This is a genomic window from Candidatus Methylolitoribacter marinus, from assembly GCF_051853155.1.
GTDB lineage: Bacteria > Pseudomonadota > Gammaproteobacteria > Burkholderiales > Methylophilaceae > BACL14.
Genome location: NZ_CP124221.1, coordinates 94,437 through 121,103 on the forward strand (window position 1 = coordinate 94,437; position 26,667 = coordinate 121,103).

The 26,667-nt window shown below is 33.2% G+C and carries 23 protein-coding genes; 16 read left to right on the forward strand and 7 right to left on the reverse strand.

The window, feature by feature from the left end; translation table 11 throughout:
- The first annotated feature begins 3 nt into the window (after window positions 1-3).
- The 5 genes from trpE to hemB are packed head-to-tail and all read left to right on the forward strand — an operon-like array spanning window position 4 to window position 4,838.
- A complete protein-coding gene (gene trpE, locus QFA95_RS00465) occupies window positions 4-1,485 on the forward strand; it encodes an anthranilate synthase component I (protein WP_486462888.1) in 1,482 nt (493 codons plus the stop codon).
- The gene (locus QFA95_RS00470; protein ID WP_486462889.1) at window positions 1,485-2,057 is read left to right on the forward strand and encodes an anthranilate synthase component II; all 573 of its coding nucleotides are present in this window, start codon (window positions 1,485-1,487) and stop codon (window positions 2,055-2,057) included. Before trpE ends, QFA95_RS00470 begins: the two co-directional genes overlap by 1 nt.
- Window positions 2,050-3,054 (forward strand): anthranilate phosphoribosyltransferase, encoded by a 1,005-nt coding sequence (gene trpD / locus QFA95_RS00475; protein ID WP_486462890.1) that lies wholly within the window; start codon window positions 2,050-2,052, stop codon window positions 3,052-3,054. Before QFA95_RS00470 ends, trpD begins: the two co-directional genes overlap by 8 nt.
- Window positions 3,047-3,841 carry an indole-3-glycerol phosphate synthase TrpC gene (gene trpC, locus QFA95_RS00480; protein WP_486462891.1) on the forward strand — a complete coding sequence of 265 codons (795 nt, stop codon included), beginning with the start codon at window positions 3,047-3,049 and terminating at the stop codon, window positions 3,839-3,841. Before trpD ends, trpC begins: the two co-directional genes overlap by 8 nt.
- Window positions 3,819-4,838 (forward strand): porphobilinogen synthase, encoded by a 1,020-nt coding sequence (hemB, locus tag QFA95_RS00485; protein ID WP_486462892.1) that lies wholly within the window; start codon window positions 3,819-3,821, stop codon window positions 4,836-4,838. Before trpC ends, hemB begins: the two co-directional genes overlap by 23 nt.
- On the opposite strand, the gene QFA95_RS00490 is transcribed toward hemB, so the two are convergent.
- Together QFA95_RS00490 and QFA95_RS00495 are read right to left on the reverse strand one after the other, a co-directional pair.
- Window positions 4,818-5,408, reverse strand: coding sequence for a hypothetical protein (locus QFA95_RS00490; protein ID WP_486462893.1), 591 nt, complete (start codon window positions 5,406-5,408; stop codon window positions 4,818-4,820). The genes hemB and QFA95_RS00490 overlap by 21 nt on opposite strands.
- A gap of 1 nt (window position 5,409) precedes the next feature.
- Window positions 5,410-7,713 (reverse strand): penicillin-binding protein 1A, encoded by a 2,304-nt coding sequence (locus QFA95_RS00495; RefSeq protein WP_486462894.1) that lies wholly within the window; start codon window positions 7,711-7,713, stop codon window positions 5,410-5,412.
- 64 nt (window positions 7,714-7,777) lie between these two features.
- Here QFA95_RS00495 and QFA95_RS00500 point away from each other — a divergent pair, with 64 nt between their 5' ends.
- The 5 genes from QFA95_RS00500 to QFA95_RS00520 all read left to right on the forward strand — a co-directional run bounded on the left by QFA95_RS00500 (window position 7,778) and on the right by QFA95_RS00520 (window position 13,754).
- The gene (locus tag QFA95_RS00500) at window positions 7,778-8,296 is read left to right on the forward strand and encodes a shikimate kinase (RefSeq protein ID WP_486462895.1); all 519 of its coding nucleotides are present in this window, start codon (window positions 7,778-7,780) and stop codon (window positions 8,294-8,296) included.
- Window positions 8,293-9,360, forward strand: a complete 1,068-nt coding sequence (gene aroB / locus QFA95_RS00505) for a 3-dehydroquinate synthase (protein ID WP_486462896.1) — start codon at window positions 8,293-8,295, stop codon at window positions 9,358-9,360. Before QFA95_RS00500 ends, aroB begins: the two co-directional genes overlap by 4 nt.
- Before the next feature lie 19 nt (window positions 9,361-9,379).
- Entirely contained in the window at window positions 9,380-10,480 is a 1,101-nt protein-coding gene (locus tag QFA95_RS00510; protein WP_486462897.1) for a deoxyguanosinetriphosphate triphosphohydrolase, read from the forward strand.
- A 192-nt stretch (window positions 10,481-10,672) separates the two neighbouring features.
- The gene (locus tag QFA95_RS00515; protein ID WP_486462898.1) at window positions 10,673-11,938 is read left to right on the forward strand and encodes a porin; all 1,266 of its coding nucleotides are present in this window, start codon (window positions 10,673-10,675) and stop codon (window positions 11,936-11,938) included.
- A gap of 79 nt (window positions 11,939-12,017) precedes the next feature.
- The gene (locus tag QFA95_RS00520) at window positions 12,018-13,754 is read left to right on the forward strand and encodes a tetratricopeptide repeat protein (protein ID WP_486462899.1); all 1,737 of its coding nucleotides are present in this window, start codon (window positions 12,018-12,020) and stop codon (window positions 13,752-13,754) included.
- Here QFA95_RS00520 and QFA95_RS00525 read toward each other — a convergent pair.
- The 4 genes from QFA95_RS00525 to glnA all read right to left on the reverse strand — a co-directional run bounded on the left by QFA95_RS00525 (window position 13,746) and on the right by glnA (window position 19,394).
- Window positions 13,746-15,191, reverse strand: coding sequence for a tetratricopeptide repeat-containing sulfotransferase family protein (locus QFA95_RS00525; RefSeq protein ID WP_486462900.1), 1,446 nt, complete (start codon window positions 15,189-15,191; stop codon window positions 13,746-13,748). The two genes, QFA95_RS00520 and QFA95_RS00525, sit on opposite strands and share 9 nt — an antisense overlap.
- 284 nt (window positions 15,192-15,475) lie before the next feature.
- Window positions 15,476-16,873 carry a nitrogen regulation protein NR(I) gene (ntrC, locus tag QFA95_RS00530; protein WP_486462901.1) on the reverse strand — a complete coding sequence of 466 codons (1,398 nt, stop codon included), beginning with the start codon at window positions 16,871-16,873 and terminating at the stop codon, window positions 15,476-15,478.
- Window positions 16,874-16,875: 2 nt separating this feature from the next.
- Window positions 16,876-17,937, reverse strand: a complete 1,062-nt coding sequence (gene glnL, locus QFA95_RS00535; protein ID WP_486462902.1) for a nitrogen regulation protein NR(II) — start codon at window positions 17,935-17,937, stop codon at window positions 16,876-16,878.
- A gap of 47 nt (window positions 17,938-17,984) precedes the next feature.
- The gene (glnA, locus tag QFA95_RS00540; protein ID WP_486462903.1) at window positions 17,985-19,394 is read right to left on the reverse strand and encodes a type I glutamate--ammonia ligase; all 1,410 of its coding nucleotides are present in this window, start codon (window positions 19,392-19,394) and stop codon (window positions 17,985-17,987) included.
- Window positions 19,395-19,586: 192 nt separating this feature from the next.
- Here glnA and aroE point away from each other — a divergent pair, with 192 nt between their 5' ends.
- Together aroE and mtgA are read left to right on the forward strand one after the other, a co-directional pair.
- The gene (gene aroE / locus QFA95_RS00545; RefSeq protein WP_486462904.1) at window positions 19,587-20,399 is read left to right on the forward strand and encodes a shikimate dehydrogenase; all 813 of its coding nucleotides are present in this window, start codon (window positions 19,587-19,589) and stop codon (window positions 20,397-20,399) included.
- A gap of 32 nt (window positions 20,400-20,431) precedes the next feature.
- The gene (gene mtgA / locus QFA95_RS00550; protein ID WP_486463431.1) at window positions 20,432-21,070 is read left to right on the forward strand and encodes a monofunctional biosynthetic peptidoglycan transglycosylase; all 639 of its coding nucleotides are present in this window, start codon (window positions 20,432-20,434) and stop codon (window positions 21,068-21,070) included.
- Here mtgA and uvrA read toward each other — a convergent pair.
- The gene (gene uvrA, locus QFA95_RS00555) at window positions 21,062-23,878 is read right to left on the reverse strand and encodes an excinuclease ABC subunit UvrA (RefSeq protein WP_486462905.1); all 2,817 of its coding nucleotides are present in this window, start codon (window positions 23,876-23,878) and stop codon (window positions 21,062-21,064) included. The two genes, mtgA and uvrA, sit on opposite strands and share 9 nt — an antisense overlap.
- 52 nt (window positions 23,879-23,930) lie before the next feature.
- Between uvrA and QFA95_RS00560 the strand changes: the two genes are divergently transcribed.
- The 4 genes from QFA95_RS00560 to QFA95_RS00575 are packed head-to-tail and all read left to right on the forward strand — an operon-like array spanning window position 23,931 to window position 26,667.
- Complete coding sequence (locus tag QFA95_RS00560; RefSeq protein ID WP_486462906.1) at window positions 23,931-25,304, forward strand: MFS transporter; 1,374 nt, start codon at window positions 23,931-23,933, stop codon at window positions 25,302-25,304.
- Window positions 25,291-25,764, forward strand: coding sequence for a single-stranded DNA-binding protein (gene ssb / locus QFA95_RS00565; RefSeq protein WP_486462907.1), 474 nt, complete (start codon window positions 25,291-25,293; stop codon window positions 25,762-25,764). The genes QFA95_RS00560 and ssb overlap by 14 nt, the downstream gene beginning before the upstream one ends.
- 8 nt (window positions 25,765-25,772) lie before the next feature.
- Complete coding sequence (locus tag QFA95_RS00570; RefSeq protein ID WP_486462908.1) at window positions 25,773-26,054, forward strand: FmdB family zinc ribbon protein; 282 nt, start codon at window positions 25,773-25,775, stop codon at window positions 26,052-26,054.
- On the forward strand, window positions 26,047-26,667 hold the full coding sequence (locus tag QFA95_RS00575; RefSeq protein ID WP_486462909.1) for a DUF502 domain-containing protein: 621 nt from the start codon (window positions 26,047-26,049) through the stop codon (window positions 26,665-26,667). Before QFA95_RS00570 ends, QFA95_RS00575 begins: the two co-directional genes overlap by 8 nt.

A 26,667-nucleotide genomic window follows, 5' to 3' on the forward strand; every position in this document is an offset into this window, starting at 1 on the left:
TCAATGGAAATTAATCTATCCAAAGAGCAGTTTTCAATATATCAATCCAAAGGGTATAACAGAATTCCTCTGGTGAAAACTTGCTATGCTGATCTTGAAACCCCTCTATCTATTTTTCTTAAAGTTGCAAATAGTCCATACTCATATTTGCTTGAATCAGTTGAAGGCGGAGAAAATTTTGGGCGATATTCAATCATCGGTATGCCCGCAAAAAAATTAATTCAGGTTCGTCAAAAAACCGTTGAAATTATTGAATCTGGAAAAACTATTTTTACTGAAAATAATTCAGATCCACTTGGATTCATTGATCAATATCTGGCCAATTACAAGACACCTGAAAATTTAGATCTCCCTCGTTTTTCTGGAGGTTTAGCTGGATATTTTGGCTATGAAACAATCCACTATATCGAGCCAAAGCTTATCAAAAAATTCATAAAAGATGATTTAGATTTACCTGATATTCACTTAATGGAGTCTGATGAGGTCATTGTTTTTGATAATTTGACGGGTAAATTATCCATAGTTGTCTATGCGAATGATGATTTATCATCCTATGAACATGCTATTAATAGACTAACGAATATTGAGTTGATGATTGAATCACAACTTAAAAATGAAAATGCACAATCGAAAAAAAATATTGAAGAAACTCTTGCAGATTCTGAATTTGGTGAGAAAAATTTTCATCAAGCGGTGGATAAAATAAAGGAATATATCGTCGAAGGTGATGTAATGCAGGTTGTTTTATCTCAAAGGATGGTAAAAAAATTTCAGCTTCCTGCGATTTCTCTTTACAGAGTCTTAAGAAGTATTAACCCGTCGCCCTACATGTTTTTTTATCAATTTGATGACTATTTTATTGTTGGCGCCTCACCAGAAATTTTGGTTCGTTTAGAGAATGATACGGTGACAGTTCGTCCAATTGCAGGCACTAGGCCAAGAGGAGAAAATAGTCAGCTTGATAAAGCATTGGAAAAAGATTTATTAAATGACCCTAAAGAGATTGCTGAACATATACAACTAATGGACTTAGGAAGGAATGATATTGGTCGCGTTGCTCAACCAGGGAGCGTATCGGTTACTGATAAAATGACAATAGAAAGATATTCGCATGTGATGCATATCGTATCGAATGTAGAGGGTTTAATTCAAGAAAATTTATCACCTATGGATGTGTTAAAAGCTACCTTTCCGGCAGGAACGGTGAGTGGCGCGCCTAAAGTTCGCGCCATGGAAATAATCAATGAACTTGAATCAACAAAACGAGGCGTGTACGCAGGTGCTGTTGGTTATATTGGATATGATGGCACCTTAGATGTTGCGATTGCTATTAGAACGGGTGTAATTAAATCAGGAAAACTATATGTTCAGGCTGGGGCTGGTGTGGTTGCTGATTCAATAGCTAAAAATGAATGGGATGAAACAAATAACAAAGCAAAAGCCGTTTTACGTGCTGCTGAAATAGCAGAAAAGGATTTCGGATAATGTTATTAATGCTTGATAATTATGATTCTTTTACATACAACTTGGTACAGTATTTTGCCGAGCTTGGTCAAGAGGTAAAGGTATTTCGTAACGATAAGATATCAGTAACTGAAATTGATGAGATGAAACCAGACTATATTGTTGTATCTCCAGGACCCTGCACACCTAATGAGGCAGGCATTTCACTTGAAATTGTAAATTATTTTCAAGGTAAGATTCCATTATTAGGAGTATGTCTTGGCCATCAATCAATTGCTCAAGCATTTGGTGGAAAAATTATTCATGCCAAAAAAATAATGCATGGCAAAACCTCTAAAATTGAACATGATAATCAAGGAGTATTTCTAAATTTGAGCAATCCTTTCACAGCCACCAGATATCATTCCCTTGTGATAGAAAGGGATAGCTGTCCGGAATGTTTTGATATAACCGCCTGGTCAACAGATGATAACGAGATCATGGGTATAAAACATAAAACTTTACCAATTGAAGGTGTTCAATTTCACCCTGAGTCAATTTTGACTGAACATGGACATGATCTATTGAAAAATTTTTTAGATACTTATGGATAATTTTTTAAAACAATTAATAGCTAAAGAAAATTTAAGTCATGATGAGATGACTGATCTGATGAAATTAATCATGTCAGGTGGGTTATCCCCTAATTATGTGTCAGGAATTCTGACGGCCCTTTCCATTAAAGGTGAGACTATTGATGAGATCTCTGCTGCAGCTCAAGTGTTAAGAGATAACCTCACTCCTGTAGATTTAGAGGATGATGTTGTAGATACTTGTGGCACTGGAGGGGATGGGCTTAAGACTTTTAACATATCAACATGTGCATCTTTTGTTGCTGCTGGTGCTGGGGTCAGAATAGCAAAGCATGGGGGGCGCTCCATTTCATCCTCCTCTGGCAGTGCGGATGTGCTTGAAAGTCTTGGGGTGAATGTGTCAATTGATAATATAAAGATGAAACAACTGGTTGATAGTATTGGTATTGGTTTCATGTTTGCACCCAATTTTCATCCTGCTATGAAACATGTCGCCCCAATAAGAAAAGATCTGGGTATTAGAACCATATTTAATGTGTTAGGACCTCTTGCCAATCCAGCGAATGCTAAAAGACAGGTGATAGGAGTATTTAATAAACCATTAACCTCAATCTTTTCCGAGGTGTTAAAGAAACTTGAATCAAAAAAAGTTTTAGTTGTTCATGGGCACGATGGCATGGATGAGATTTCGATGTCTGGAAAAACATATATTTCTGAACTTGATAGTGGAAGTGTCACTAATTATGAAATACACCCCAATGATTTTGGTTTTAATGTAGAAGATAATAAACATTTATTTGCCGCTGATGTAAATGCGTCTAAGGAAATCATTTTAAAAATTTTAAATAAAGAAGACCTACCTGCAAAAAATATTGTGCTTTTGAATTCAGCTGCAATTATTTATGTTGCCGGACATGCAAAAAATTTAAACGATGCAATAGAGTCGGCAGTCAAATCAATTCAAGATGGTTATGCCTTAAATAAATTAAAAGAATTAGTAAAAGAATCAAATGAGTAACATTTTAAAAAAAATTGAAGCGACCAAGTTTCAAGAAGTTGAGCGATTAAAAAGTAATGTCAGCCTGAATGAAATTATGGCACATAATAAATTAAAAGACCCTTGCCGAGATTTTGTGGGATCCATAAAAAAAAATCATTTGTCTGGAAGATCATCTGTTATTGCTGAAATAAAAAAAGCTAGCCCTTCAAAAGGAGTTATAAGAGAGCAATTTAATCCTGTAGATATTGCAAAATCATATGAAGAATTCGGGGCTGCATGTCTCTCGATTTTAACTGATGAGCAATATTTTCAAGGTAATTTAAAATATTTAAATTTAGTAAAGCAAGAAGTAAAGCTACCTATTTTAAGAAAAGACTTCATTGTTGATCCTTATCAAATTTATGAATCCAAAATTAATGGAGCGGATTGTATATTATTGATTGCAGCCATACTAAGTGAACAACAATTAGTTGAATATGAAAAAATGGCGCACGATTTGGGAATGGCGGTATTGGTTGAGGCCCATGATGAAAAAGAACTTGACGCCTCGCTAAAACTTCAGACTGAATTAGTTGGAATTAATAATAGAAATCTGAAAACATTCGATGTGACACTGGACACAACTATTGACCTAAAAAATAAAATTGGAAAAGATAAAATCGTTGTCACAGAGTCAGGAATTTTTACAAAGACAGATGTTGAGCTCATGAATAAAAATGATGTTCACACTTTCTTAATAGGTGAATCATTTATGCGCCATGCAAATCCGGGCGAAGCATTAAATGAATTATTTGAGACTAAATAGTATGAAGCTTATAAATAGAATGAGAAGAATGAGGTCTGATAAATTTTCCAGATCTTTGATGAGAGAGCATCAATTAACTTCTGATGATCTAATCTTGCCGGTATTTGTTTTGGATGGAAGTAAGAAAAATGAACCTGTTCAATCTATGCCTGGCGTATCCCGATTAAGTTTGGACTTGCTGTTAAAAAAAATTCACGATGCTCAAGAATTGAAAATTAATGCGATTACTTTGTTCCCTGTTATTGAAGATCAATATAAATCTGAAAGTGCTCATGAAGCATTTCGTGAGGACGGTTTAGTACAAAACACGATCAGAGCAATTAAAAAAGAATTTCCGGATATGGGTGTTATTACAGATATAGCTCTTGATCCATTTACCTCTCATGGGCAAGATGGATTAGTCGATAAAAATGGTTATGTTTTAAATGATGAAACAGTTGATGTGCTTGTGAAGCAAGCGCTCAGTCATGCAGAGGCGGGGGCTGACGTTGTTGCTCCTTCGGATATGATGGATGGAAGAGTGGGCGCTATACGAGACTCACTAGAGTCTCATGATAAAAAAAATATCAAAATACTTTCGTATACAGCAAAATATGCTTCCGCATTTTATGGCCCCTTTAGAGAAGCTGTTGGTTCAAAAACTAATTTAGGCAAAGCTGATAAAGATAGCTATCAAATGGATCCGGCTAATTCTGATGAAGCAGTTCATGAAGCTTTGTTAGACATTCACGAAGGTGCTGATATATTAATGGTGAAGCCAGCAGGATTGTATTTAGATATCATTTATAAATTAAAAAAAGAATTTAATAAACCAACTTTTGCTTATCAGGTATCTGGTGAGTATTCCATGTTAAAAGCTGCTGCAAGCAATAATTGGCTTGAGGAAAAAGCTACAGTGATTGAATCACTATTATCGATTAAAAGAGCCGGTGCTGATGCAATTTTAAGTTACTTTGCATTAGATGTAGCAAAATGGTTAAAGGACGATGCTCGTTGATTCTACTTTTATGAATTCGTCAACTTTAATACCTCTGCCTTTGATCATACTTTTATTCTTGTCCTTATGTCTTGGTTCTAAAATATCAAACACTGTTAATTCTGTTTCAATATTTTCATAAGATAAAATATATTTAATCAAAAAATTATCAAGCCTTTTTGGGTCTTTAGTTTTGAATTGGTAATTATTACTTAATAAAAAATACTCAATTTCTTTAAAATTGTCTGTAAAAAGATTTATTAAGATTTTTTGATTATTGGTTACCCTGCCCTCTTTTAGGGTTCCTGTTATCAGAGGATTGAAGGGCTCTAATTCACTCATAATTTTAATGGCAATATCTTGATAAAAAATAAAATCTGCTACATTGTTACTTGGAAATGTAGCTTGATAATCCCTTATCGCTTCATCAATTTCATTATTACTCGGAAGTATTTGGTATGAATTATAATTTAAATATTTTGCAGCTTTTTTTTTGGCATACAAATAATCACTCACACCTTCCTCAATAATAATTTCGGCAGCCATTGAAGCAATATGTTTTTTTACATGATGATCTGATAGCTTTTTCATATTAATTGATCATAAAGAAGGCGTTATCTTTTGGATAAAATTCTTCGTAAAAATATTCATAAATTCCTGATTCATCATCATTGGAGGTTAATGTTCCATCATCTGGATTTATTTTATGTGGAATAATTCCTTCAGGCTCTGCATAAATTTTTTCTGGTAATCCATCTAACGCTCCCCTCATATAATCGATCCAAATTGGTAATGCTGCTCTGGAACCAGTTTCTTGGTCTCCCAATGATTGCGGAGTGTCATAGCCAAACCAGGTAAGAGCAATATGTTCAGGATTGTAACCAACAAACCACGCATCTATGAGATCATTTGTTGTCCCTGTTTTACCGGCGATGTCAGTTCTTTTTAGAATTCGTGCTCTCTTTGCTGTTCCATCTTTGATGACATCTTTAAGCATGGAGTCCATGATAAAAGCATTTCTTGGATCAATAATTCGGGGAGTATCTTCATTGGTAATGCTAGATTTTAATTTAATTTGTCGATCATTTGAGTCGATGATCTTGTCAATGTAATAGGGTTCTTTTAAATATCCGCCATTTGAAAAAACAGCAAATGCAGAAATTAGATTAATGGGTCTCACTTCTGCAACCCCAAGCGCCAAAGATAAATAAGGAGGAATTTTTTGTTTTTCAAAACCAAATCTTGAGACGTAATCTTGAGCATATTTTGGGTCAATATATTTTAATGTTCGTATAGCCACCATATTTTTTGATTTACTTAAACCCACTCTTAATCTTGTAGGACCGTCATATGTATCATTATAGTTTTTTGGTTCCCAATTTTCTTTAGTCATTAATTCATCCGCTGTCATAAAGAAAAAATTATCATTAACTAAGGTCGCTGGTGTTACCCCTTTTTCAATGGCAGCAGAATAAATAAAGGGTTTGAAAATAGATCCAGGTTGTCGATAAGCTTGGGTAATATGATTAAATTTATTCTTTTCAAAATTAAAACCACCGACAAGGGCATTAATTTCCCCTGTGTTTGGGTCCATTGCAATTAATGCAGATTCAACTTCAGGCAATTGTGTGAGAATCCATTCATTATGATTTTTTGTAAAATGATAAATTCCACCAACTTTTATTCTTCTATAATCCTCGGTTTGATCCTCATAATTTTTATCATTTTCAATCAGTTTCAAACCTTTTTTATACACATTGATGATTCTTCCATCTTTTAAAATCACTTCTATTTCTAAAGGTTGCATCTTGGTAATTATTCCAGGAATGAAATCACTGAAAGTTGGAAATTTCTTTAAATATTTCGTAACTTCTTTTATTAGCTCTTCTTCATTACCATCAATGTGTTTTAAGACAATATTTTCTAAATCTAAAAATCCATCAGGTTCTCGAGGCTGATGTCTATTGATATAGTTGATAATGCCATCCCTGACGGCTTGATTGGCTAATTTTTGATTTTTACTTTTAATCGTGGTGAATACTTTTAATCCACTCGAATATATTTTTTCTCCAAATTCATCAAACAAATCTTTTCTCACCATCTCAGCAATAAATTCAGCCTCGACATCTTTTTTAACTTTTGACTCTTTAAGATTAATCGGTTGGTCTAATGCAAGAATGTAAGTGGATTCGTCAATGAATCCATGTCTTAACATGCTCGCTAATACGTCTTTTTGTCTTTTAATTGCTAAATCATAATTGTTAAAAGGGTTAAATCGACTAGGCGCCTTAGGAAGGCCGGCCAAAAGAGCCATTTCAGCAGTATTAAGTTCACTCAGATTTTTGCTAAAGTATGTGTTAGCCGCGGAATTAAAACCAAAACTTCTTTGCCCAAGATAGATTTGATTCATATATAACTCAAGTATTTCCTCCTTGGATAAATATTTTTCAATCTCAAGTGATAATAAAATTTCACTAATTTTTCTTTTTAATGTTTTATCAGATGTAAGGTAAAAGTTACGAGCAACTTGCATAGTGATTGTACTTGCACCTTCAAAACTTATTCCAAGAAGTGTTTTATAGGTAGCTCTGAATATCCCAATCAAGTCAATGCCATTATGTTCAAAAAATCTTCTGTCTTCAGTCGCAATAATCGCATTGATCATTTTTTGAGGAACATTGCCAATTTTTATAAAATCTCTGTGCTCCTCACCAAACTCAGCTATTAAGTCACCCTCTTTGGTAAAAACTTGCAGTGGCTCTTTGGGGCGATAGTCAGCAAGATTATCTAATGGAGGCAGTGTTGGAACAATGAGAAGGTAGACATAATAAATTAATGCTATTGAAGATAAGATTATGGATGTTGAAATTAATAAAATTTGTTTGATTGAGTTCATGATCAATCTTAGAGTATTTAATAGTCTTGTATAATAATTTATTAAAAAAGATTATATATTAGATATGGTATCAAAAATAATATTAGTTGGAATGATGGGGGCCGGAAAAACCACAATTGGAAAACTTTTATCTAATAAATTGGGTTACGATTTTGTTGATCTAGATAAAATTATCGAGGAAAAGTCAGGCGTCAAGATCAATACAATTTTTGAGATTGAAGGAGAAGCGGGTTTTAGAGAGAGAGAGTTTCAGGTATTAAGAGATTCAATTGAAAAAGAAAAGGTAATCATTTCGACTGGAGGTGGCATAGTCACCAATGAGAAGAGTAAGACTCATCTTATAAAATGTAATGCTTCTTTAATTATTTATCTGAAGGCAAATCTTGGGACCCTTTTTAGCAGATTGAAAAATGATAATTCTAGACCAATTTTAAATATTGATAATAAAGAGCAAATGATTGAAAAGATTCTTAATGAAAGAGAGCCGCTGTATCAAGATCTTGCGGATATGACTATTGATACAACTCATATGAAAACAATTGATGTTGTGAAATTAATAATAAAAAAAATGGATGTTATATGAAAATATTAAACGTTGATCTTGGAGATCGTTCATATCCAATTTACATCGGCATAGGTCTCTTAGAAGATAAAAAAATAATTACTAGCCATATCAAAACAAAAACTATTTGCATCGTATCAAATACAACAGTTTCTAAATTATATTTAGAAAATTTAAAAAATTTACTTGATGATTATCAAGTAGTAGAGGCAATAATAGCTGATGGGGAAGAATTTAAAAATTACGATTCTTTAAATCATATCTATACAACATTACTCGAGAATCAGTGTAATCGTGATACAACAATTTTGGCACTGGGGGGAGGCGTTGTTGGTGATATTGCTGGATATGCTGCCGCTACATTTTTAAGAGGGATACCATTTATTCAAATACCAACAACGCTTCTCGCCCAGGTTGATTCTTCTGTAGGAGGGAAAACTGGTATCAATCACTTGTTGGGTAAAAATATGGTAGGGGCTTTTTATCAGCCACAATCTGTAGTCATTGACTTAAATGTTCTAAATACTCTTGATATGCGACAAATAGCAGCAGGGCTTGCTGAAGTCATTAAGTATGGACTGATTTGGGATAAAGGTTTTTTTGAATATCTCGAACAGAATATTGACAATTTAAAACAGCTAGAATTTGAACATTTAGAGCATGTCATATATAGATCCTGTGAAATTAAAGCTAAAGTTGTTTCTGAAGATGAAAAGGAATCAGGAATTAGGGCTATTCTTAATTTAGGACACACATTTGGGCATGCGATTGAAAACTGTTTAGGCTACGGTGAGTGGCTTCATGGAGAGGCAGTTGGTTGTGGTATGGTGCTTGCAGCCAAAATGTCTCTTGCTCATGGATGGCTCAAAGAGTCTGAGTTCGATCAAATAAAAAATCTAATTGCTCGTGCCAATTTACCGATTGAAAAACCTGATATTCCTTATGAAGAATTTATTGGAGCGATGAAGTTAGATAAAAAAAATAAAAATAAGGAGATTTATTTGGTACTCCAACAAGGCATTGGAAAAGCGATAGTGACAAATAATTATTCATCCAGTGAGTTGGATAATATAATAAAAAATTAATCGGGATATTTTTTAAAAAATGAAAAAATATGCTGCATCTGAGAAAAACTCTTTTGGAAGAAAGTATCTAGAAAATAAATCACCTTTGAGAAATGACTTTCAAAGAGATCGAGACAGAATCATTCATTCATCTGCTTTTCGAAGATTGATGTATAAAACACAAGTTTTTGTGAATCATGAAGGCGATATGTTTCGAACAAGATTAACCCATTCGCTTGAGGTGTCACAGATTTCAAGAGGGATTGCCCGCTCATTAGAGTTAAATGAAGACCTATCTGAAACAATAGCACTAGCTCATGATCTGGGGCATACCCCCTTTGGCCATGCTGGCCAAGATGTATTGAATCAATGCATGAAAGATCATGGAGGCTTTGAGCATAATTTTCAATCCTTACGTGTCGTTGATAAGCTTGAAAAAAGATATAGCAATTTCTCAGGTTTAAATCTAACTTTTGAAAGTCGTGAGGGCATTCTTAAGCATTGTTCAAAAAAAAATGCATCATTGCTTGGAGGAATTGGCAAAAGATTTCTCAATAAGACTCACCCTAGCCTTGAAGCTCAAATCGTAGATATTGCAGACAGCATTGCCTATAACATTCATGACCTTGAAGATGGCTATCGGTCAGGAATACTCCCTGTAGCAAAATTAAATCAACTTGATTTTTTCGCTGAGAATTTTAGTAACTCAAGAAAAAATTTGGATACCAATAAGGTTGATGAAAAAGTTAACGTTTATGAAGCATTGAGGTATATGATGTTTGTTCTTATTAATGATGTTACAAGTCATTCAAAAAAATTAATTACTGAATCAAATATTAAAACAATTGATGAGGTAAGGAATCATCAAACCATATTGATTAATTTGTCCGAACCTATTCAAAATTACATAAATGACTGCAGAATATTTTTAAGAACGAATCTATATGAACATCCAAGGGTAAAGAAGATGACGAGCAATGCACAAAAAATTATTATCAATTTATTCAACTACTATGATAATAATTTTGAAGCTTTACCTAATGATTACAAAATTCATGAAAAAAAATATCGATCAATTGCCGATTTCTTATCAGGAATGACTGATCGCTTTGCGAATGAAATCCATAAATCATTAAATTAATATAATCAAAGATACTTTTTGTTGCAAAAAAACAACAAATGTAACAAAATTGTTGTAAAAACACACTCAAGCCTAGCATTCATAAAATAAATTGAGCATAATTAACTTAACTTCTTAACGTATAACGTTGAGAAAGTTCGCGAACTTTCTCTCAACTTGTTTGAGAGGTATTTTTAAACTTAGGAGATTTTTATGAATAATAAAATCAAATTAGCAGTTGCTGGTGCAGTTTTATCTGCAGCTTCAATTGCAAACGCAGGTATCGTAATTCCTGCAGGTGATTGGACAATTGACATTAATGGTAACGTTAATGCTTTTGCTACATGGACAGATGCTGACAAAGCAAAAGGAAGTGCAATTACAGGTGGCTTAGCATCTGGAGAAGATCTTGCAGGTGACGGTGATGCGGTTGGTATCAACACAGGTCTTTTACCTTCATGGTTAGGCTTTACAGGTACAACTCGTCAGAATGATATTGATGTATCTTTCACAATTTCATTCCAGCCAAACGCTTCTGACAATGCTGGTGCTGGTGATGCAAAAACACCACTTAATCGTCAAGCTTTCGTAACATTTGGTGATAAGTCTTGGGGTACAGTTAAACTTGGTAAAGATCTAGGTATTTTTGCCGGTCAAGCTATCTTAAATGACATGACATTATTAGGTGTTGGTGCTGTTGCTGGCGGTATTCGTTCAGGTAGCTCAACAACACTAGGTGGTATCGGAACAGGTTATATCTATCCAGCTTGGAAAGGTCAAATTGCATACACAACACCAAACATGAATGGTTTTTCAGCTACTATTGGTGTAACAAATCCTAACCAAGGTGCATTTGGTGACGCAGTTCAAGTTGTAGGTGGCGTAACATCAGCTACAGAATTAAATCAAGACCGTTTAGGTATTGAAGGTCAGGTTCAGTATGAATGGACTGGTGACGTTGCTGGTAAAGTGTGGTCATCATTCGCATCATATGACGTTTCAATTGACGCATCTGGCGGTACTGATGCAACTACATCAGCTGATGTGGATGACTACACAGCTTCAGTATACGATATTGGTGCTTCAGTGACATCAGGTAACTTAGGTCTTGTTGCTTACTACTACAATGGTGAAGGCGTTGGTACAACAATAATGGGCTCTAACGGTGTTGATTTGCAAAGTGGTAACAAAGCTAAGAAACGTGATTCAGACGGTGGTTACTTACAAGCTACATATGTAATTCCAACTGGTACAAAACTTGGTGTTGCTTATGGTGTTTCAAGACTTGATGAAGCTTCAGGCGAAGATGATGGTACGTTACTCGACGAAAACAAGCGTTGGACTATTGGTGCATACCACCCATTAACTAAGCACTTAAACTTAGTTGCTGAGTACAATGATGTTGAGTCAGAAGGTCAAAGTTCTGCTAATCAAGCAGAGCATACCTCAATCTCAATTGGTGCGATCTTATTCTTCTAGAATTTTATAATTCTTTAAGATTAAAAAACCCCGCTTCGCGGGGTTTTTTTTTGAATGAATTATCCAATATAATCTACTTATGAATGTACAAAAAATCCTCCAAGAGGCTACTGTTTTTTTTCAGCGAGGAAATTATCACGCTGCAGAAATCTCCCTAAAAAAAGTCTTACGAAAAAAACCTACACACACGGAGGCTTTGACAAATCTTGCAATAGTTAACATTAATTTAAATAAGACTGATTTGGCTATAGAGCTTTTTAAAAAATCATTAAATATCATATACAAAGATCAGACTTTTAAGATGTACATCCAAATTCTAATGCAGTTAAAAAAATGGGATGTAGTGATTGAGGATGTTCAACAATTTAATAAAAAAAATGACGAGTGGGGGATATTGCAACAAGCTATTGCGTATAGGGAAAATGGAGATTTTGCAAAATCAATAAAAACATTTGATGAAATCCTTGAAAGTTCAGGTCAAAATATTGATATTTACATTAGCTATGGCTTTACGTTAAACAAACACGAAAAGTACGATTCAGCAATAAGCATATATAAAAAAGGGCTACAGATAGATCCAGATAATTTTGTTCTAAATTATAATCTTGGCATTGTGTATGCCAATATTTTCTCTACGAAACAAGCTGTGGAACAGTTAGAAAAAGCCTCCAGATTAAATTCAAATAATTTTAATTTATGGATTACGCTTGCATCACAGTACGCAAAATTAAGGAAGAATGATTTAGCTTTTAATGCGCTTGATGAATGTAAAAGGATAGATCCAAATAATACTCTGATTCAATTTCAAGAAGCGACAATCAATATGAACATGGGAAAAATTGATGCTGCTGAGGTAACTTTAAAAGAGATCTTAAAAAAAGAACCGAAGAATGTAGAGACAAATTATCATTTAGGTTTAATTAAGCTAATGCAGAATGACTTTGAAAATGTGATGCCCTATTACAGGTACAGAACAAAGCGTGAAAAAAAATTTGGTAAATTTGAAGATTTTAACCTTCCTGACTTGGATCCATTAGGAAAAATTCTTATTGGTTGGGAGCAAGGTATAGGAGATCAATTTCTGTACCTTAGATTGATAAATGAATTTATAAAAATCTATAAAGATGTGACATATATTGCTACAGACAAAACAGTTGATGCATTAAGAGATCTCTATCCTAATATAACAGTAATAGGAGATACAGAGTATTCGAACAATATCTTAAAATATTATGATTACCAAAAAATTAACCTTGCAACAATCATGAATTATATTCCTGAATTAAAAGAAAAAATAAATCAAAAAAATAATATTAATTTAGATGATTTAGATTTTAAAAATAAAATAATTGGGATTTCATGGAGAAGTGATAATAAAAAAACAGGATCTGAGAAGAGCATAGACCTTACGCAGTTTGAAAAATTATTTAAGTACAAATTAAATTTTGTTTCACTCCAGTACGGTGAGGTAGAGAATGAAATAGAACAATTTAATTCAAGCAATTCGAATAAACTTGTTGTTGAAAAAGAGCTAGATTACTTTAATGATATTAATGGGTTATTAAAATTAATTTCAAGATGTGATTTAGTTATAACTATTAGTAACATAACAGTTCATCTAGCAGGTAGCTTGGGAGTGCCAACGATTCTTTTATGTCCAAAATCACATGGCAAATTATGGTACTGGTATGGAGAAAAAAATTATTCACAATTTTATCCGAGTGTACAAATAATTAAACAAGAAAAAGATAGATGCTGGAAAAGGGAATTCAAAATTGTTGAAGAATATCTAAAATTAAAAAATAATTTAGACTAAAAATTCGGGGAAAATTTTCTTAAAACTCTCATATGAAGTTTGTTTTGAAATTTTTCCTCGGACTTGAGCAAAGCTTGCTGTTTGAACAAACCTTTTATCGTCAAGTGAAATCATTGATTGATCAAAATCAATATCTAAAAAATTAAATAAATTTCTAAATTCAGAATTGGAATCAATAATTATATTGTCATATGAAATGGTATATAGATTATTTCTATATTCTTTGCACCAAAAATCTTTTACTTTTTTATAAAAATTATAAAATTCAACAATTTCATTTGATTCGTATGAAAAGGGTAGTGCAGAATCGCCAAAAAAGGTTTTAAAAATAGAAAAACATGTGTCAAATTTATTTCGTTCAGTAAAAATAAATTTTGCATTAGGAAACATAAATAATATTAGATCAATCCAAAAAAAATTAAGAGGTAACTTGTCAACAAAATGTAAAGAATTAGTCATGGATTTGATCAAATTGACATATCTTTCCTGAATATTTTCTATCGACTCCATCAAACTATTTTTATCGAATGAAACAAGGCTGTAAAATTCGTCATGCAAAAGTGGAACTTCGCCACATGAATATATATTCTTATTATTTAAAAGAATACTTTCAACAAGTGTAGATCCTGATCTAGGCATACCAACAATAAATATTGGTGAAAGAGAACTAGGTTGTATTTTGGTGAAAGCAGAAGGATTAAGCTTGCTAAAAATAAAATGTTCTAAACCCTTTAAATTAAAAAATTTAGCGATACTTTTTCTTTTTACTTCATTCGCTCTTGATAAATGCTTTATGTATAAATTAATATCTTTATTTTCATAAAATTTAGAAAGACATAAGTGAAAATATATAAATTCATCATTTGATAAATGAGCTTTTTCTAAATTATTAAAAATTTCAATATCATGAAAGTAATTAGAGTCGTTAGATATTTGCATTAGGTTAAATATCGCAGGCGTAAATTTTGGATTTAATTCAATACATTTTTGAAGGTTTTTAATTGCATTATTTTTATCGTTACACCACATGAAACCAAAAGCTAAGTAAAAATAATTTATGTAATTATTTGGACTTATTTCAATTGCTTTTTTTAAAGAATTTAAAAATAGATCAGATTTATTAATATACCTATAGGCCTCAGCAAACAGTTGATATAAATTTTCATTTGGAGAAATTAATCTTTCAATGGTTTGAAGATGATGTAAGCATTTATTTATTTCTAATTTGGTAAGAAAAATTTTGGCAATATTAAAATGTGACTCAATATGATTTGGATTTATTTTCAGGCTATGCTGTAGATGGTCTATAGCATTGCTGAAATCATTGATATTAAGGTATGCTAATCCAAGATTACAATAAAGTTCTGGGTCATCTGGATAAATCTTTATGGCTTTTTTAAAAAAGGGGATTGAGTCTTGAAATCGGTTCTGATACATCAGTAATATACCGTTAGTATTTAATACACCCTTTGATGTTGGGTATTTTCTTAAGACTTTATTTAAATTAGATGATGCTTCAGTATATTGTCTATTGTTTATATACTGCCAAATTTTATCTAAATGTTCTTGTAATTTCTTAATAGTATTTAATTGGCTAATTAATTTATTGGTTGATTATAATACCAAAAAATTTTTTAATCAGATTTTTTTAAAAGAGTTAATTTTAGCGATTTTTATGTTCCGATTAAAATTGATTATTTTTTAATAATTATCTATATAATTCATTCGTCTGAAGAAATATCTAGCTCTTTTATTTTTCTTGTGATTGTATTTCGACCAATACCTAAAATACTAGCTGCATTTATTTTTTTCCCACCGCAATATTCTAATGAGGCTTTGATAATAGTTCGCTCTAATTTTTGGATATATACATCATAAAGATTTTCAATACCGTTAGATAAATCATTTTTAAAAACTAATCTTAGGGAGTCTTCCCAATTATTAGATATTTTATTATAGATATTCTCTTTTAATATTTCTGCAGGTAAGTCAGAAACACCTATTTCCTTGCCAGGCGACATGACTGTGAGCCAATGACATATATTTCGAAGTTGTCTAATATTACCTGTCCAGTTAAGCTTTTTAAAATACTCTTGTGTTTCTTCGTTAAGATATTTTGTGTGAGTTTTCAACTCATTGGCACTTTGATTAAAGAAGAATTTTGCTAAAAGAAGAATATCATTTTCTCTTTCTCTTAAGGGGGGAAGATGAATAGTAATCACATTAAGTCGATGAAATAAGTCTTCCCTGAAAGATTGATTAGTGATTTTTTCTAGTAAATCTTGATGTGTAGCGGCAATAATCCTCACATTTGCTTTTATGACTGTGCTACTGCCAAGTTTTTGAAAAGAGCCATCATTCAATACTCTTAAAAGTTTAGACTGAAGATCAATAGGCATATCGGCAATTTCATCAAGGAATAAAGTGCCACTTTCAGCTTCTTCAAAGTAACCTTTTTTTGAAGTATTTGCCCCAGTAAAAGCTCCTTTTTCATATCCAAATAACTCAGACTCAAGCAGATCTTTGGGTATGGCAGCAGAGTTGAGTGCTACATACGGTTTATCTTTTCTTAAACTATTATCATGAATGGCTTTTGCTATTAATTCTTTACCGGTCCCACTTTCACCAGTTATAAGAATAGATGCATCAGACTTACTTAATTTGCCAATCTGTTTAAAAACCTCTTGCATTACTTTCGAAGTCCCAATAATTTTATTAGTACTGTCAATATCATTAAGATCTTTTTCTTTATCTTTGAATGCAGAGTTAATTACATTGATCGCATTATTAATATCAAATGGCTTAGGGAGGTATTCATATGCACCATGAGCATAAGAATCCACTGCAGAATCGAGATCGCTAAATGCTGTCATGATGATTACAGGAATCTTTGGAAATTTTTCTTTCACTTTTTCAAGAAACTGAAGTCCTGATTCGCCAGGCATTTTTATATCACTGACAATAAGATCAGGCATATCATGATTAAAGTGATTTATCGCTTCATTAGTATTGCCAAATGTCATTACATTATAATTATTTTTTTCTAAAGCCTTTTGAAGCACCCATCGAATTGACTTATCGTCATCAAGAATCCAAATTTTTTTGGTAGAAGTATTCATATTTAATTTTGAATTGGTAATAAAATTTTAAATTCTGTCTCACCAGTACGACTATTTACATCAATGATTCCGTTGTGCAAGGTAATAAAGTTTTGACTCAAGGGCAGCCCAAGTCCTGTCCCAGAATTTTTTCCGCTGACAAGAGGGAAAAATATTTCTTCAATTTTATCTTTAGGAATTCCAGGACCATTATCTATAATGGATATATTTAAGACTGTGTGGTGAAGTTTTTTATGAAAGATCACTTTTCTTTCAGATCGTGTGACAAACTTTATTTTATTTTTTTCTTCAAGCGGTGATGAGGTTAAAATTTCACACGCATTTTTAACAATATTGAATAGGGCTTGGTAGATCTTTTCGTAGTCACAGGATATTAATGGAATAGATATATCATAGTCTCTTATAAATTCTATTTCTGAGTATTCTGAGCTTAGTGTGCTACGAATTTTTTCCAAGATTTCATGGATATTATTTTTTTCAAATTTGGGTATTTTATGAGGACTTAACAAGCTATCCATTAATTTTTGTAGGCGCTCACTCTCAGAAATGATGATTTGAATATACTCAGACAAATCCTCATTGATTTCATCAGCCAAAAGTTGGGCTGATCCTTTAATTCCACCAAGAGGATTTCTGATTTCATGCGCAAGATTTCTAAGTAACTCAGAATTGGCTTTTTGTTGCAACATCATCCTTTCTTCTTTCGCTACTTGCAGAACCTGATCCATCTCAATAAATTCTAAAATAAACTCATAATCATCATCATCATATGGCGTCACTGTAAAAGTCACTGTCTTGATAAAATCTTTTACTTTAATTTGACACTCGTGCTCTTTATAGGTGGAGGATCTTTGTATGGATTTATCAATTCGGTATTTTAAATAATCAATGTCTTCAAAAATTGCAGCAATTTCCTTATCCTTAACCTTTTTTAATGAGATCTGAAAAAGGATTTCCGCACTGGGATTTAAATATTTAATATTAAGATTTTTATCAAGCAGCACAACGGAAGTTGCCAACTGCTCTAATTCATTATTTTCTTTTTCTTTAATTGGAGGCGACATTTAAATTTTAATTCGGGGTGAAAAAAATCACCCCGAAAATAAAAACATTACACAGAATAATATAAATCAAACTCAACGGGATGTGGAGTCATTCTCAGTGTGGTTACTTCATTCATTTTTAAATCAATAAAGCTGTCAATGAAATCATCTGAAAATACGCCACCTTGAGTTAAGAATGCACGATCTTCGTTTAGTGCCTCAAGAGCTTCTTCGAGAGATCTGGCAACAGTTGGAATGGCCGCATCCTCTTCCGGAGGAAGGTGATACAAATCTTTTGTTGCTGCTTCACCTGGATGAATTTTATTTTGAATACCATCTAAACCAGCCATTAATAGTGCACTAAAAGCAAGGTATGGATTTGCTGTAGGATCAGGGAATCTGGTTTCAATTCGTCTGGCTTTATCACTTGAAACGAATGGTACTCGGATTGATGCTGAACGATTTTTTGCTGAGTAAGCTAGTTTAATTGGCGCTTCAAATCCTGGAACTAGTCTCTTATATGAGTTTGTAGATGGATTTGTTAAAGCATTTAGCGCTCTTGCGTGTTTAATGATACCGCCAATATAGAACAAAGCTGTTTCACTTAAGCCTGCGTATTCGTCACCTGCAAATGTGTTTTTACCATCTTTCCAGATTGACTGGTGAACGTGCATACCTGATCCGTTATCCCCTAACACTGGCTTAGGCATAAAAGTTGCTGTTTTTCCAAAGTTATTAGCTGTATTGTGAACTACATATTTCAGAATTTGTGTCCAATCCGCTCTTTTTGTCAATGTCGAAAACTGTGTTCCAATTTCACATTGACCAGCACCAGCTACTTCGTGATGATGAACCTCAACAGGAACACCAAGTTGCTCAAGAGTCATACACATGGCTGATCTTAGATCTTGCAATGAATCCACCGGAGGAACTGGGAAATAACCACCTTTGACTGCTGGACGATGACCTACGTTTCCACCTTCATGATTATTTTCAGAGTCCCAAGATGCTTCTTCAGAGTAAATTTTAACATGAGAGCCACTCATGTCAGTCTTCCAGGTGATCGAATCAAAAATAAAGAATTCGGGTTCTGGGCCAAAATATGCTGTATCACCAACACCAGTTGACTTTAAGTAAGCCTCTGCCTTCAGAGCAATACTTCTTGGATCTCTGTCATAAGGTTTGCCGTCTGTTGGGTCGACAATATTACAAGTTAACGTGAGTGTTGTTTCTTCAAAAAATGGATCAATCTTAGCTGTGTCTGGATCTGGCATAAGCAACATGTCTGATGCATTAATACCTTTCCAGCCCGCAATAGATGAGCCATCAAAAGCATGACCCTCTTTAAACTTATCTTCATCAAAAGCGGATACAGGAACAGACACATGCTGCTCTTTTCCTTTTGTGTCGGTAAATCTAAAATCAACAAATTTTACATTGTTGTCCTTTACCATTTTCATTACATCTGAAACTGCCATAGTAAAATTTCCTCTCATGTTTAGTTATTTACTTTTTATTAATGCAACATCTATGCCAAAATAAAATAGATGTAATATATTAGTTGATCATTAACAAATTAATACTAATGTAGTTAAAAAAGTTATTTTTTTGATCAACTTTAAAACAAATTTACTAAAAAATGCACTATATTAGTGCAAAAATAGGGAAAAATGAAAAAATTTGCTGTTATAGGTAATCCAATTAAACATTCATTATCACCACAAATTCATTCAGAATTTGCTCAACAATGTTCAATAGATTTGACTTATGAAAAAATTTTGGCTGATGATGAAATAACTTTCATATCAACAATTCAAAACCTAATTAATCAAGGTTATTCAGGTGTTAATGTCACCCTCCCTTTCAAAGGATGCGCTGCTAAAATTTCAACAACAAAAACTTTAGAAGTCGATTTAACTGGGTCTGCAAATACACTTTCATTTGATAATGATGCCATTGCAGCTTACACAACGGATGGAATTGGTTTGGTGAATGATCTGGTAGAAAAAATTGGGTCTTTTTCAAATTCCTCCATATTGTTATTAGGCGCAGGCGGCGCTGCTAATGCGGTCATTCCATCTATATTAAGTGAAAATATTTCACATCTTTATCTGTGGAATAGGACCATTCAGAAATCAATTGATATGGCTAATCACTGGCATAAAAGTTATAAAAATATTTCAGTGATGGAAAATGTTAATTTTAAAAAAATCGATATAGTCATTAATGCCACATCTGCAGGAATAGATAATACTGCCCCATCCCCAATATGTTTAGATGATAGTCATAGCGGGGTTATTTGCTATGACATGATGTATGGTAGACAGACTCCTTTTTTAAAAAGTGCAAGTGATAATAATTTAACTTTTTTTGATGGATTGGGCATGCTTGTCAAACAAGCCGCAGCGAGTTTTGAAATTTGGCATGAGCAAAAAGTTGAATCCAAAAGTATTGAGGAATCTCTAAGATCAACCCTAATTTAAAAAAAGTATTCTTTTTAATTTTAATAGTAACCATTGGATTCATAGTTTTTCTGACTCCAAACATTATTGAGATTTACAAGTTCAAATCTATTAACCCAAAAACAACTTCGATGATGAATTATCAATTGGGAATCGATGATGCAAAAAATATCACAATTGATTGGGTAGCTTATGAAATGATCAGTAACTCAATGAAAAGAGCTGTCGTTGCTGCAGAAGACGATCGTTTTATGCAGCATTCTGGAATTGATCTTAGGTCAATTAAGGATGCATTTGTTGACAATCTTCATCTAAAAAATAAACGAGGTGGCTCAACAATTTCGCAACAGTTAGTTAAAAATTTATTTCTCAGCCCATCAAAAAATATTTTTAGGAAGATTAATGAGGCTGCTTTGACTATATTTTTAGAAATTTTTTTAAGTAAAAAAAGAATATTAGAGCTATATCTGAATATCGCAGAATGGGGTGATGGAATCTATGGGATTAAAAATGCATCACAATTTTATTTTAATGTTATTCCAAATTCTTTAAGCTCATATCAATCGGCAAAACTTGCATCTATGTTAACTAACCCAAGAAAGTATCAGCAAGATATACATTCAGAATTTTTGACAAAAAAAACAAACCAAATTTTTAAAAGAATGGATTATTCAAGCATTCCTTCAAATTAATTTTTTTAAATATTGCCCTGTATAACTTTTAGTAACATTAGCTAATTCTCTTGGGCTACCGCAAGCAATTACTTCACCTCCGCCAGAACCACCCTCAGGACCTAAATCAATAATCCAGTCAGCTGTTTTGATGACATCCAAATTGTGCTCAATAACAACAATCGTATTTCCATTATCTCGAAGCTTATGTAGAACATTTAATAGCAATTGTATATCTGCAAAATGAAGACCCGTAGTTGGTTCATCAAGGATGTACATCGTTTTACCCGTATCTCTCTTAGATAACTCTAGCGCTAATTTAACTCTCTGTGCTTCCCCTCCAGATAATGTTGTTGCATTTTGACCAAGGGTAATATAACCAAGACCAACATCCAAAAGGGTGTGTAATTTTTTTGCCACAACAGGAATCGACTCAAAAAATTGATAGGCATCCTCAACGGTCATGGATAAAATTTCATGAATATTTTTACCTTTATATTTTATTTCTAAAGTTTCCCGATTATATCGACGCCCCTGGCAAATATCACATGTAACATATACATCTGGTAGAAAGTGCATTTCAACCTTTAAAACACCATCGCCCTCACATGCCTCACATCTTCCTCCTTTAACATTAAATGAAAATCTTCCAGGGCCATATCCTCTTGATTTACTTTCGGGTAATTTTGAAAATAAATCTCTAATAGGAGTAAATAAGCCTGTGTAAGTGGCAGGATTAGAACGTGGAGTTCTTCCAATCGGACTTTGGTTTACATCGATAACTTTATCAAATAAATTCACTCCTAAAATTTCGTCATATGGGGCCGTTTCATGATTGTTTCGGTTTAATTGATTTGATAAGGATAAATATAGGGTATCGTTAATTAGAGTGGACTTACCACTTCCAGACACACCTGTAACACAAGTTAATAGACCAACAGGAATATCTACATCAATATTCTTTAGATTATTTCCCTTAGCTCCTTTGATCCTTATGAAATTATTGGTAGTTTTTGGAAGATTCTTAATTTCAATTTTTTTATTTTTTGATAAGTATTGGGCGGTCAGTGAATTTTTATTTTTTAAAATTTCTTGTGGTGAGCCATAAGCAATGATTTCACCACCATGCACGCCAGCACCAGGACCAATATCAATAACATAGTCAGCACTCAAGATAGCATCTTCATCATGTTCAACCACAATTACTGTATTCCCAAGGTCTCGAAGATTTTTTAAAGTTTCTAGCAACCTGTCATTGTCTCTCTGATGCAAACCAATTGAGGGTTCATCTAAAACATACATAACCCCCGTTAAGCCACTACCAATTTGAGAGGCTAATCTAATTCTTTGGGCCTCTCCTCCAGACAGAGTGTCAGCAGTTCGAGATAAACTGAGATAGTTAAGTCCAACATTATTGAGAAAGAAAACTCTGCTTTTTATTTCATTGATTATTTTTTCGGCAATTTGTTTTTTTGATCCAGTTAAATTTAACTTTTCAAAATACTGATGACATTCTTTAAGTGACATATCACAGATGCTATGAATATCTAACCCATTGATCAATACATTGAGTGATGATTCTTTTAATCTCTTACCTTGGCAATCAGGACATTCTTTATGGCTAAGGTATTTTGCTAATTCATCTCGGACTAAATGTGAATCTGATTCGCGATATCGTCTTGAAAAATTACTGAGAATTCCCTCAAAGGTATGATTTTTTTTGTAAATCTTGCCATCAGAGCTGAGATATGAAAAATCAATTTTTTCATTATTTCCATAGAGAATAATGTGTTGCATTTCTTGAGCTAACTCTTTAAATGGTTGATCAATATCAAATTGATAATGATCAGCGAGTGACTTTAAAATTTGAAAATAAAAATGATTTCGTTTATCCCAGCCTTTTATAGCACCAGCTGATAAAGACAGGTCAGGCATTGCTACTATTTTATCTGAATCAAAAAAGGTTTTATTTCCAAGCCCGTCACAAGAGGGACATGCACCCATCGGATTATTAAAGGAAAATATTCTAGGTTCTAGTTCTTCTAGAGAAAAATCACACACGGGGCAAGCAAATTTAGTAGAAAATAAATGTGCGCTGTCATTATCGATATCATAAACGATGACCTTTGATTTCGATAACCTCACTGCAGTTTCAATAGACTCAGTAATTCTCTGTTTTGAAGCAGGGTCAATTTTTAGACGATCAACAACTACTTCAATAGTATGTTTTTTATTTTTATCAATCTCAGGTAGATCATCAATTTCATAAATCGAATTATTTAATCTCACTCGGATAAAGCCTTGCGCTCGAAGTTCATCAATAAGGTCTTTGTGGCTTCCTTTTTGCTTACTAATGATTGGAGACAAAATCACAATTTTTTTGTCTTCACCAAGTTGCAAAATATTGTCAACAATCTGAGAAATAGTTTGAGCTTCTAATTTATGTTTATGCTCTGGGCAATGTGGGTCACCAGCACGGGCAAAAAGTAATCTCAAATAATCATGGACTTCTGTGACGGTTCCAACAGTTGACCTTGGGTTATGTGACGTGGATTTTTGCTCAATAGATATTGCGGGTGATAAACCCTCAATTAAATCCACATCCGGCTTACTCATCCTATCCAAAAATTGTCTGGCATAGGCTGAAAGAGATTCAACATATCGTCTCTGTCCTTCAGCATAAATGGTGTCAAAAGCAAGGGAGGACTTACCTGAACCTGACAGTCCGGTGATGACAACTAACTTATTTTTAGGCATTGAGACAGAAATATTTTTTAAATTATGGGTTCTTGCCCCCTTGATAATTAGATTGTCATTATTTTTTTGCATAACCTGTTAATATACGAGAAATTTAAAATTTATGTAATAAGTACTTCATAAAATGACATCGTTTGAAATCAAATCGACACTGGGCATCGCATTCATTTATATGTTAAGAATGCTTGGCTTATTTATTGTTCTGCCGATCATGTCAGTCTACTTAACTGAGCTAGGTACTGGCGCATCAACATTTTTAATTGGTCTAGCATTTGGTATTTATGGTTTAACTCAAGCATTATTTCAAATCCCATTCGGAATATTATCTGATCGCCTTGGAAGAAAGAAGATGATCATTATTGGTTTATGTATTTTCCTCATTGGTTCAATTGTTATTTTTTTTTCAGAGTCATTAATTATGATCACCATTGGTCGAGCACTTCAAGGAGCTGGGGCAATATCAGCGGTTCTCTTAGCATTGCTTGCTGATTTGACTACGGACCAAACAAGAACAAAGTCCATGGCAATAATTGGAGCATCCATTGGCCTGACCTTTGGAATTTCAATTGTACTCTCTCCTATTTTGAATACCTATTTAGGCTTTCAAAATATATTTATGTTAATTGCCATACTTTCGCTGGTTGCAATGGCAGTGGTCATTTATTACATTCCTAACCCCATAAGATATGCAAAGAATAAAAAAATTGATTACCCTATAAAACAAATTATTTTAGATAAAGTTTTTCTCAAACTTGATTATGGAATTTTTGCTTTACATGCATCTCAAATTATTATGTTTATGATGATTCCATTAATGCTTAATGGAATCGGGTATCCCATTAACTATCATTGGCAAATTTATTTACCGGTTTTTGTTTTATCCATGCTGGCCATAATTCCAATGATAATTTTATCTTCCAAGAAAAAGATGTTAAGAGGTTTTTTTCTTCTAAATGTTTTTCTGCTTATTTTTGTACAATTTCTCTTTATAACTTGGTCGGATAGTAAACAGGCCATCATGATCACTTTATTGATCTATTTTATTGCTTTTAATTTTTTAGAGGCAACCCTGCCAAGTTTGATCAGCCGACTGTCACCTAAAAATTTAAAAGGATTAGTCCTTGGCGCATACAACACATCTCAATCTTTAGGGATTTTTGTGGGAGGAATTTTAGGTGGATTTATTGCTATGCAATTTAGCGATCAAGCCATATTTATCTTAAGTGCTATTTTGTTGGCAGTCTGGTTTATTCTTATGCTTAGATTTATCTTTCCATCCAGCAAAAATGATATGGTTATCAAGATAAAACCTGAATTTTTTAAACAATCTGATAAATCAAAAAATTTAATTTTTAATAAGATTGAAAACTTAGATTTTATTGATGAAGCCTTAATTTTCCCTAGTGAAAGCTATATAATTATAAAATTAAAACGTAATACAAAATTTGATAACAATAAGGTTATGAAAATTTTAGGAGAAAAAAATGCCATCAGTTAATAAGGTAATTCTTATGGGTAATCTTGGAAGAGACCCTGAGGTGAGATTTATGCCTAATGGAGATGCGGTTTGTAATTTTAGTATTGCAACGACTGATTCATGGAAGGATAAAGCTGGAGAGAGACAAGAAAAAACAGAATGGCACAATATTGTCATGTATAGACGGTTAGCAGAAATTGCAGGCGAGTATTTAAAAAAAGGGCGTCCTGTCTATCTTGAAGGACGACTTCAGACAAGAAAATGGCAAACTAAAGAAGGTCAAGACCGATACACCACTGAAATTATTGCTGACTCAATGCAAATGCTTGGAGGACGGGATGGAGCTCCTGCTCAGGATTCACAACTAAGCCCTCAGCCTAAAGCAAAGGATGAATTTGACCAAACTCCTTCTCGAAATAGTCAGACATCACCATCTAGTGGTAATTCATTTGATGAATTTGAAGACGATATTCCATTTTAGAGAAATCAATGCCTATTTACGAGTATAAATGTTCTAGTTGTTTCCATTCAGATGATCTTTTTTTAAAGCTTTCAGAGGCTATTACTAAAAATTGTCCTGTGTGTGGCAAAGGCACTTTTGAAAAAAAAGTTTCTGCTCCTGCATTTAAATTAAATGGATCAGGATGGTACGAGACAGATTTTAAAAAACCTACAACAAAGTCAGAGGCGACATCAACAAAATTAGAGGCTAAATCAAAATCAACCTCTTCTGAAAGCCCATTAAAGACGGAAAATCAAAAAAATGTTTAAAAAAAATATCTTTACAGGACTCATTGTCCTTATCCCCCTTGTTTTAACTCTTTGGGTCATATACTCATTGGCACACTTCCTCGATCAAGTGGTTTTATTTTTACCTTATGAATATCAACCTAATCAGTTAGTCGGATTTAATATCCCTGGGGTTGGAGTCATCTTAACTATAGCTTCAATCTTTTTAGTGGGTTTGATCGCAAATAATTTTTTTGGTAAGAGATTCATTTCTTTGTATGAAATTATCCTCGATAAGCTTCCATTTGTTAAATCAATATATGGAGGGATTAAACAAGTTTCTGACACTTTATTTTCTAATAATTCCAATGCCTTCTCCAAAGCTGTGTTAATCGAGTTTCCAGATGCAAAAAATTATACATTTGCATTCATTACTGGCGAGACGGACGAGAGAATTTCGAAAATTTTAAAAGGCAAATATGTTAACGTTTATGTTCCTACTACACCAAATCCAACGTCAGGCTATACCTTGATGGTGCCAAGAAATAAAATTAAGGAAATTGATGTTTCCGTGGACCAAGCATTAAAATACGTGATATCCATGGGGGTTGTCCCACCAAAATCAAACACACGTTCAAACAAAGCTAAGAGATAA